Annotated in this window: 12 protein-coding genes and 2 pseudogenes; 9 read left to right on the top strand and 5 right to left on the bottom strand. The window is 68.7% G+C overall.

All coding sequences use genetic code 11. The features are described 5' to 3' along the window. Positions 1–114: 114 nt before the first annotated feature. From cas2e to ABT001_RS35380, 6 genes and pseudogenes are all read left to right on the top strand, one after another. Positions 115–415, top strand: a pseudogene (gene cas2e, locus ABT001_RS35405) (type I-E CRISPR-associated endoribonuclease Cas2e); the annotation flags it as partial. 65 nt (positions 416–480) lie between these two features. Beyond that, positions 481–1,311 (top strand): NUDIX domain-containing protein, encoded by an 831-nt coding sequence (locus tag ABT001_RS35400; RefSeq protein ID WP_351285753.1) that lies wholly within the window; start codon positions 481–483, stop codon positions 1,309–1,311. 64 nt (positions 1,312–1,375) lie between these two features. Further along, positions 1,376–1,606: a hypothetical protein gene (locus ABT001_RS35395; RefSeq protein WP_351285752.1), complete on the top strand. Its 231-nt coding sequence runs from the start codon at positions 1,376–1,378 to the stop codon at positions 1,604–1,606. A gap of 101 nt (positions 1,607–1,707) precedes the next feature. Beyond that, positions 1,708–2,055 (top strand): ArsR/SmtB family transcription factor, encoded by a 348-nt coding sequence (locus ABT001_RS35390; RefSeq protein ID WP_351285750.1) that lies wholly within the window; start codon positions 1,708–1,710, stop codon positions 2,053–2,055. A 137-nt stretch (positions 2,056–2,192) separates the two neighbouring features. Next, positions 2,193–3,200 carry a zinc-dependent alcohol dehydrogenase family protein gene (locus tag ABT001_RS35385; protein WP_351285748.1) on the top strand — a complete coding sequence of 336 codons (1,008 nt, stop codon included), beginning with the start codon at positions 2,193–2,195 and terminating at the stop codon, positions 3,198–3,200. A gap of 119 nt (positions 3,201–3,319) precedes the next feature. Next, a complete protein-coding gene (locus tag ABT001_RS35380; protein WP_351285747.1) occupies positions 3,320–4,333 on the top strand; it encodes a zinc-dependent alcohol dehydrogenase family protein in 1,014 nt (337 codons plus the stop codon). 15 nt (positions 4,334–4,348) lie between these two features. Here ABT001_RS35380 and ABT001_RS35375 read toward each other — a convergent pair whose 3' ends face one another. Beyond that, positions 4,349–4,561, bottom strand: a complete 213-nt coding sequence (locus ABT001_RS35375) for a hypothetical protein (protein WP_351285745.1) — start codon at positions 4,559–4,561, stop codon at positions 4,349–4,351. A 234-nt stretch (positions 4,562–4,795) separates the two neighbouring features. Here ABT001_RS35375 and ABT001_RS35370 point away from each other — a divergent pair, with 234 nt between their 5' ends. Next, positions 4,796–4,999, top strand: a complete 204-nt coding sequence (locus ABT001_RS35370; RefSeq protein WP_351285744.1) for a hypothetical protein — start codon at positions 4,796–4,798, stop codon at positions 4,997–4,999. A 321-nt stretch (positions 5,000–5,320) separates the two neighbouring features. Here the strand turns inward: ABT001_RS35370 and ABT001_RS35365 are convergent, their stop codons facing one another. Both ABT001_RS35365 and ABT001_RS35360 read right to left on the bottom strand, forming a co-directional pair. Beyond that, positions 5,321–5,731, bottom strand: coding sequence for a hypothetical protein (locus ABT001_RS35365; RefSeq protein WP_351285742.1), 411 nt, complete (start codon positions 5,729–5,731; stop codon positions 5,321–5,323). Positions 5,732–5,900: 169 nt separating this feature from the next. Then, positions 5,901–6,338 (bottom strand): hypothetical protein, encoded by a 438-nt coding sequence (locus ABT001_RS35360; RefSeq protein ID WP_351285740.1) that lies wholly within the window; start codon positions 6,336–6,338, stop codon positions 5,901–5,903. Positions 6,339–6,406: 68 nt separating this feature from the next. On the opposite strand from ABT001_RS35360, the gene ABT001_RS35355 reads away from it, so the two are divergent. Continuing rightward, positions 6,407–7,030, top strand: coding sequence for a TetR/AcrR family transcriptional regulator (locus ABT001_RS35355; protein WP_351285738.1), 624 nt, complete (start codon positions 6,407–6,409; stop codon positions 7,028–7,030). Between the two features lie 6 nt (positions 7,031–7,036). On the opposite strand, the gene ABT001_RS35350 is transcribed toward ABT001_RS35355, so the two are convergent. Beyond that, complete coding sequence (locus ABT001_RS35350; RefSeq protein ID WP_351285737.1) at positions 7,037–7,174, bottom strand: hypothetical protein; 138 nt, start codon at positions 7,172–7,174, stop codon at positions 7,037–7,039. A gap of 28 nt (positions 7,175–7,202) precedes the next feature. Here ABT001_RS35350 and ABT001_RS35345 point away from each other — a divergent pair. Continuing rightward, a pseudogene (locus ABT001_RS35345) lies at positions 7,203–7,409 on the top strand (STAS domain-containing protein); the annotation flags it as partial. A 72-nt stretch (positions 7,410–7,481) separates the two neighbouring features. On the opposite strand, the gene ABT001_RS35340 reads toward ABT001_RS35345, so the two are convergent. Beyond that, the gene (locus ABT001_RS35340) at positions 7,482–7,904 is read right to left on the bottom strand and encodes a VOC family protein (protein ID WP_351285735.1); all 423 of its coding nucleotides are present in this window, start codon (positions 7,902–7,904) and stop codon (positions 7,482–7,484) included. Between the last annotated feature and the right edge of the window lie 225 nt (positions 7,905–8,129).

Below are 8,129 nucleotides of genomic sequence, written 5' to 3'. Positions count from 1 at the left end.
AGCGCCCCGACCCTGAAGAACAGATGGTCGACCTGTGGGACCCGGTCGCCGGGTCGGTACCTGCCGGCGTCAACCACGGGAAACAGCTGTGACCCCACCGGAAAGGCACGGCCCATGTCCTTGATGATCGTCATCTCGGCCACCGCCGTCCCCGACCACCTCCGCGGCGCCCTCACCCGCTGGCTCCTCGAAGTCACACCCGAGCTCTACGTCGGCATCCGCCAAAGTCCGCGACGAACTCTGGGCAGCCGTCACCGCCTGCACCGACGACGGCATCGCGGTACTCGCCCACCCCGCCGACAACGAACAAGGCTTTCAACTACGAACAGCCGGCGCCCGCCGCCGAGAACCCATCGACTTCGACGGCCTTACCCTGATCGCCTTCCAGCGAGAAAGTCAAGAAATGGCAAACCCCCCTCTAACGCCCCAGGTCAAAGAGCGTCCTCTCCGCGCGAGCGGAGGTGAACCGACCAACTCGCAGTGGACCCAGTACACGGCCACGTCCTCTCCGCGCGAGCGGAGGTGAACCGGGGCACGGTGTGGGGTGAGAACGCGGCCGCCGACCCGATCGTGGTCGCGGGCACCGGCCAGCAGCGCCAGGTGCTGCTGATCACCCGCCACGACATTCACGTCGAAGCGATCCCCGGCGGAATGGTCGATCCCGGCGAGACCGCTCCGGCGGCCCTTGTCCGTGAGCTGCGTGAGGAGACCGGGATCGACCTCTCCGACCACGTGCCAGAGATCCTCGGTCGGCAGTTCGTGGAGGACTGGCGTAACACGGATTTCGCCTGGGTCGCCTCCACCAGCGCGCTCTACCAGCTGCCCGCCACCGTGACCGCGACCGCCGGCGACGACGACGCCCTCGACGCGAACTGGTGGCCGTTCGGTTCCCTCGACGCCTTCGACACGGCGGTCACCGCCGCTGGACGCTCCCTCTACGACGCGCACCGGCCCTTGCTGCAGCGCGCCTTGGACCACCTTGACCAGGCGGCAGCCACCGCGCCCGCCACGTCGATCGCCGAGCTGGTTGCACAGCACGCCACGCACCTCGCCCACCTCACCGGGGAGCCGCTCGCCGAGACCGGGTCCGACCTCATCGACCAGCTGCGGGAGGGCGAGGAACGCCTCGACCGGGCCGGTATCAAGGGCTGCGATGCGCTGGGCGTTGCCGCCGGGCTGCTGGACCAGGCGCTCGACGTCGAGCTGGACGGAGGCACGCAGCTGGACCAGGAGATGCCCGTCGCCCACGCCGCGAACCTGCTGCGCGGCCTCGCGGACATGACCGCCGAATACCGCCGCACGGCTGCCTGACCCCGGACCATGAGCAGCGGCCCCGCCTCGCGGCCGGGGCCGCCTGTCGCACTGGAAGGACCCGATGAACCGCCTGACCCTCGCCGCCGGCACGATGTGCACGCTGATCGGACCGCCAGGCTGCGGCAAGTCCACCTTCGCTGCCCAGTGGCCCGACACCTGGCGTGTCTCCCCGGACTTCTACCGCAAGCTCGCCACCGACACCTTCTCTGTCAAGTTCAGCGTGTTGAGCAGTGGTGACGTCCGGCCTTTGGCCGAGAGGAGCGGAGGGCCGAGCACCGGCGAGAACGAGTGAGCCCCACCCCTGGGGGCGCTGGAGCGGGAGCTCCGACCCTTGCTTCGATGATGGTCGTAGTATGGGACGGCTGCATCAACTAGCTGCTTCAAGGAGTCACCGTGGCCCGTCCCCGTTCTGCCCCCCGGACGGTGGAGCATCCCGATCTGTCGCAGGTCTCTCTGCACCAGGTCCTGGAGGCGTTGGTAGACCCGGTGCGCCGGTCGGTGGTGGCACAGCTGGCTGGTGCGGGTGCGGACCTGAGCTGCGGAACCTTCGTCGCGCCGGTGTCGCTGTCGACGCTGACGCACCACTTCAACGTGCTGCGCGAAGCGGGTGTGATCCGCCAGTACTACGTGGGGACGACGAAGATGAACGCGCTGCGCACGGATGAGATGGACGAGAGGTTCCCTGGGCTTTTGCCGGCCGTGCTGGCTGCTTTGGCCGCGGAGGCGGCAGATGCTGCCTGAGTCTGCCGGGACAGCGCACCAGGTACATACTTTGATGGTCATCGTAATTTGACCGTGATCAAAGCTTGGGGCAGAGTGGAGAGCGCGCCGGGATAGTCCGGTGATCTCCCGCTTTCTACCCTCGAGACTGGTGCACCATGGCAAAGCTCGTACAGTTCGACCGGATCGGCGGACCCGAGGTCCTCGCCCTCCGCGATGTCGCCTCCCGCGCTCCGGGCGCGGGCGAGGTACGCATCCGCGTCGACGCGATCGGCCTGAACCGGGCCGAGATCATGTACCGAGAGGGCGCCTACTTCTACCAGCCGGTCTTCCCCTCCACGCTGGGCTACGAGGCCGCAGGCGTCATCGAGGAGGTGGGTGAAGGCGTCACCGAGTTCTCTTCGGGCGACCCGGTGGCCGTCGTGCCCGCGTTCCTGCAGAACGAGTACGGCACCTACGGCGACAGCGTCGTCCTGCCAGCCGCAGCCATCGTCCCCCGCCCCGAGCAGGTAGATGCAGTCACCGCGGCGGCCGTGTGGATGGCCTACATCACCGCCTACGGCCCCCTCGCCGAGAGCGGCCACGTGCGTCCGGGCGACCACGTCCTGATCACCGCCGCCTCCAGCAGCGTCGGCCTGGCCGCCCTCCAGATCGCCCGCCACATCGGCGCCATCCCGATCGCCACCACCCGCGGCGCGAACAAGAAGCAGCGCCTCCTGGACGCCGGCGCGGCCGACGTCATCGTCACCGACGACGAGGACCTGCCCGCACGCATCGAGGAGATCACCGGCGGCAAGGGGGTGCGCCTGGCCTTCGACCCGATCGCAGGACCCGGCGTCGAAACCCTCGCCCAGGGCATCGCCCCCGGCGGATACCTGGTCGTCTACGGCGCGCTCGACCCGCGCACCACCCCGCTGCCCAACGCGCAGTCCTTCCCGGCGCTGAACAGCAGCACCTACACCCTCTTCGAGATCACCTCCGATCCCGAGCGGCTGCGCCGCGCGGTCGCGTTCGTCAACGCGGGACTCGCCTCCGGCTCGTTCGCTCCCGTCGTCGACAAGACCTTCGACCTGGCCGACATCGCCGAGGCCCACCGCTACATGGAGGCCAACGGCCAGGTCGGCAAGATCGTCGTTACCGTCACCCACGACGGCACCACTTCCTGATCCCGGCCGCGCCGCCGCGGCGAGGACACCGTTCCCGCTCCGCCACCGGCGCTGTCCCGCGCCCCGGCCATTCCCCCTGGCCTCCCTCCCCTCAGATGCACGAGAAAGGAGCACGTGTAATGCGTGCCTGGCAGCTCGAAGACTTCGGTCTGGACAACCTCCGCCTCGCGGAGCGCCCCACCCCCAAGCCCGGTCCCGGCGAGATCCTTGTGAAGGTCTCCGCGGTCTCGCTGAACTTCCGTGACAAGGCGATCGTCGACGGCGTCTACAACCCCGAGAAGATGCCGAAGAACCTCATCCCGGTCAACGACACCTCCGGCGTCGTCGCCGAGGTCGGCCCGGGTGTCACCGAGTGGCAGGTCGGCGACCGCGTCATATCGCACTTCTACTCGCACTGGCTCGACGGCGCCCCTGCCCGGGACGAACCCGACTGGCAGCTCGGCGGCCCCATCGACGGCGGCCTCGCCGAGTACATGATTCTCGAGGCGAACTCGGCCGTGCCGACGCCGGCCAACCTCACCGACGAGCAGGCCGCGACCCTGCCCATCGCCGCGCTGACGGCCTGGTTCTCCCTGGTCGAGTACGGCAACCTGCAGCCCGGCCAGTCCGTCCTGGTCCAGGGCACCGGCGGCGTCTCCCTGTTCGCCATCCAGATGGCCACCGCGCTCGGCGCCCGCGTCATCGCCACCTCCAGCAGCGACGAGAAGCTGCAGAAGGCGGCCGCCCTGGGCGCCTCCGACCTGATCAACTACCGCACCACCCCCGACTGGGCCGAGAAAGTACGCGAGCTCACCGACGGCCAGGGCGTGGACCAGGTCATCGAGGTCGTCGGCGGCGACAACCTCAACCAGTCCGTGCACGCCACCCGGGCCGCGGGCCACATCTCCCTGGTCGGCTTTCTCGGCGGCATGACCGCCTCCCTGGACGTCCTGTCCCTGCTCTACAGCCAGGCCGCCATCCGCGGTATCGCCGTCGGCCACCGCCGCGCCTTCCTCGACATGAACGCCTGGATCGAGAAGAACGGCCTGGACCCCGTCATCGACACCGTCTACTCCTTCGACGACGCGATCAAGGCGTACGAGCACCTCGCCCGCGGCGCCTTCGGAAAGATCGTCATCCGCGTTGCCAACTGAGCTGCCCCGACCGGATCACACGAGGCCGGGCGGTATCGGCGGGGTGGCATCGACAGTCCTCGGCTGCGGCAGGGCCCGGACCACTCCGGTGCCCTGCGCCAGGCGCCGGTGAAGCTGGCTGTTCTCAGCCGTGGACTGGTGCAGGGCGCCTACCAGCGCCTCGACGTCGGCTTTGAGCCGGGCGATCTCCTGGGCGTCCGCAGCCCGCAGTTCCTTGAGTTTTCGCACCTGCCGGCGTTCGCAGTCAGGCATCTGCCCGCGGGCGCGAACCTGGTCGTAAAAGTCGTTCTTCAGGTCGGGGTGGCGCTGAGTGAGGGCGTTCCGGGGAACCTGGGCCTGCCGCGAGGGCGACGATCGTCAGAGCGCCGTTGGAGTGCTCAGGGGTGCCACTAAGGATGCGGTTCATCGCGGCCCGGATCCGGTCGCGCTCGTCGGGGGCGGGGCTCATACGGTCGGCTCCTGATGGTGGATGCGATCGTGCTCGTGGCGGCGGGCCAGCTCGCGCAACTGCCCGGCGCGCCGCGCCAGCCGGTCGGCCAGCGGTCTCGGCAGTGCTTCGGAGGCGGACTGTTCCTCCAGGGCCTTGGCGTGAGCGAGGAGCCCGGCTGCGTGGTGGTCGGTGCGCGCGATGTTCGCGCACGACGGCTGGCAGCGGTCCAGCCGTGAGGCATTGGTGGCGTCCTGCCGGTGGCAGAGTGCCCAAGTCCCGGTTGTAGACGCACATCCACAGGGAACGGGGATTGTCGTAGACGGTCAGGGAAGGGTTGCCCAGGATGTCGCGAGCTTGGCGCTGAGTGCGGATCGAACCGGCGAAAGTGGGTGCCTGCGCGGCCGCGTGGATCGCGCGTCGTGCCGCGGGCCCGGAGATGCCGGCCCCGTGGGCGAGGTCGTCGTGAAGTGTGGTGAGTGTGTCGGCGGTCGCCCGGGCGGTCTCCATATCGAGCAGCTCGTGGATGCCGTCGCGGCCGCGGGCGGCGTACCCGCCGCTCATTGCGGTGCGCATGTGCCCGTACTGAATGGCCAGTGCCACCAGACCGCCCGGGCGGCGCGCGATGTGCCAGGCAGGGTGCGGCGGAAGCGGGCCAGGCCGATCGCGCCGTACGGATCGTCGGGAATGACCTCGTGGCCGCGGCCCAGGCGCCGGGCCAGAGCGGAGGCCCAGGCTGCAAAGGCCTCGATGCGCCTGCGCGGCCCTTCTTGCCCGATGGAGGTCGCCGACGCGGTGGGAGTGTTCTGGAAGGCGTGAGTCGCCGCGTCGAACAGCAACCCCCCGTCGGAGGCGATCCGTTCCAGAACGCGAATAGCCGTGACCACGGGCGCAACGGCCACCCAGGGCACCTCACGCAGGTGGCCGGCTGAGTGGTGATTGCCGTCCGCATCGGCGGCGCTTTTGAACACCCGTCCGTAGATCAGGTGGCGGCCGCCGTCCGGGTCGGGGCAGCAGCCGCTCTCCAGGCCCAGTACTACTGGCGGGAGGGGGTTATTCCGACTGTGCACTATTCCCCTTCGAGGGACCGACTGAGCTGGAAAGCTGAAGGGTCCTGGCCGCAGCCGGGATCAGTGGCGATCAAGCCCGCCGTCGGTGGGTGGGGTCCTCTGTGCGAGTGCCCGAGGCAGTCTGCGTGGCGTTGGCGGCCACCAGCATTGCGGCGAGTACGACGGGGGCGGCTGTCTGGTACCCGATCCACACCTCACCCCCGGCGCTGCTGCCCTGCCACTCCATCAGGAGGCCGGCAAGGGCCGCCAGCACCCAGCCGCTGTCGTAGGCAACCATGAGCCGCATGTAAGTGCGCATCGGGCGACTTCGTACATATCCGATCTCGATCCCACCACCGATCAGCAAGGCCACGCCAGAGACAACCATCAGCCAGGCGGGCACGCCGAGCAGACGACCGAGCGGGGCAGCGCCGACGATGTAGACAGCGGCGAGCAACACCTTGAAGACGCCATCGGCGATGATCCCCACCGTCCAGCGTGTCACTGACGGTGTCGCGACCTCGGCCATGAGCGTTCCTCCCTGAGTTCGTCCGACTGGTTCAATAACGAGATTACGGCAATAATTACTCTATGAGAATGACGAGAGCAGAGGCCAAGGAACGCAACCGCCGCGCCTTGCTGGATGCTGCGTTCCGGGTCGTCTCCCGAGACGGGCACGGGGCCAAGCTTGAGGAGATCGCCGAACGGGCCGACCTGACCACCGGCGCCATCTACTCACTGTTCGGGAGCAAGAACGGCCTCGTGGTCGCTCTGGTCGCCGACTACCTGCGGCCGCACTACGAAGAGATCGAGCAGGCGGTTACCTCCGGGCTGGATCTGCTTGAAGCGGTCGATGCCTTTGCCCGGTACTACCGGCGTAGTTGTGACGCCCCCGATGCGCATTCTCGCCTGTCGCTCCAGATCACCCTGCTGGACATGGCCCTGCACGACCCAGACCTGGGGTCCCAACTCGCCACGTCCATCCGATCGCAGGAGGACCACCTGATCGCGCTGTTCACGGGAAGGGCGCACAACGGGAGCGTCGTAACGTCGCACCAGGCACAACGTCTGGCCATCGCACTCAGGGCGTTGTTCGTCGGCCTCAGTCAGGGCGTCACCCTCGGCCTCGCGCATGGTGCCGACGAGCAGTATTTCGCCGCCGCTGCCTGCGCCTTGGCATCCGACATGTCCCTTATCGATCACGATGCGGACGCTTCGTGATGGTCACTACGGAAGAGCCGCGCCCTTCCCCTTCTTCTCCCGCTTGTTGGCCTCGTCTTCAGCTCGGGTGGCGAGGTACTCGGCCCAGTCGCGTCGGGCGTAGGCGACCCGGCGGAGTGCGGTGTGGCGGTGCATCCCGGTCACGTCGGCGAGGATCGGGCTGGGGAGATCAGGCCAGTTCGACTACGCCGGCGACCCCGACAAGATCGTCATCGACCTGTCCGAGGCCCACGTATGGGACGCCTCCTCCGTCGCCGCCCTGGACGCGATCGAGAACAAGTACGCCCAGCGCGGCAAGACCGTGGAAATCACCGGGCTGAACGACCTGAGCGCCGACCTCCACGGCAAGCTCACCGGCGAACTCACCGGCAGCCACTGATCCCGGCGACGCACGCCAACAGCACAGGACCCCGGCCCACTGGCCGGGGTCCTGTCGTCTCTTCCCAGCGCCCTACTCCGACGAAGGGCCCCGATAGGTACCGAAAGTCCACAGATTACCCTCCGGGTCCTGCACCGTACACACGTACGCCGCAGCCCCCGACCCGAACCGCGCCTCGTGCGGCGCTTCGAGGACCTCGCCGCCAGCGTCGACCACCCGCCGGTGCACCGCGTCCACCTCATCGCTCACCACGTAGACCGCACTGGCGCCCGCCCGCATCCGCCCGTGCACGCTGTCCGTGTGCCTCGTCGAGCCGAACACCAGCGCACCACCGCCAGGCCAGCGCAGCTCCGCGTGCCCGATCCCGCCGTGCTCATCCGGCGCGGCGACACCTGCCTCGAACCCCAGCACGTCGACCAGGAAGCGCAGCGCCGCCTTCGTGTCGTCGTAGTGCAGGACCGGCCAGACGGAGGACAGGGAGGCATCAGGCGACATACCGATCATCGTAGGCAGACAGGCACCACTCCCCAAGAGCCCATGGATGCCAGCGCGACGCCTGGCGCCCTTCGCCCCGGTCACAGCCTGCAAGCCGAACTCCGACGGGTCCGACTGCGGCCCGGCCGAGGACGCCGGCCTGCAACCCCAAGTACTAGGGAGTCCAGCATGGACTGGGAGACACACGCGCGAGGGCTGGCCGCCGCGGTGGTCCGGCCGGAATCG

It is taken from the genome of Streptomyces sp. NPDC002793 (assembly GCF_040295485.1).
Lineage (GTDB): Bacteria > Actinomycetota > Actinomycetes > Streptomycetales > Streptomycetaceae > Streptomyces.
Note: the sequence above shows the minus strand (reverse complement) of the source record. Positions and strands in the feature narration are given on the sequence as shown.

Bases quoted from the DNA above. Each gene is read 5' to 3' on its own strand.
- ABT001_RS35395 (WP_351285752.1), top strand. From the start codon at position 1,376: ATGAACCGCCTGACCCTCGCCGCCGGCACGATGTGCACGCTGATCGGA.
- ABT001_RS35385 (WP_351285748.1), top strand. From the start codon at position 2,193: ATGGCAAAGCTCGTACAGTTCGACCGGATCGGCGGACCCGAGGTCCTC.
- ABT001_RS35380 (WP_351285747.1), top strand. From the start codon at position 3,320: ATGCGTGCCTGGCAGCTCGAAGACTTCGGTCTGGACAACCTCCGCCTC.
- ABT001_RS35370 (WP_351285744.1), top strand. From the start codon at position 4,796: ATGGTGGATGCGATCGTGCTCGTGGCGGCGGGCCAGCTCGCGCAACTG.
- ABT001_RS35360 (WP_351285740.1), bottom strand. From the start codon at position 6,338: ATGGCCGAGGTCGCGACACCGTCAGTGACACGCTGGACGGTGGGGATC.
- ABT001_RS35355 (WP_351285738.1), top strand. From the start codon at position 6,407: ATGACGAGAGCAGAGGCCAAGGAACGCAACCGCCGCGCCTTGCTGGAT.
- ABT001_RS35340 (WP_351285735.1), bottom strand. From the start codon at position 7,904: ATGTCGCCTGATGCCTCCCTGTCCTCCGTCTGGCCGGTCCTGCACTAC.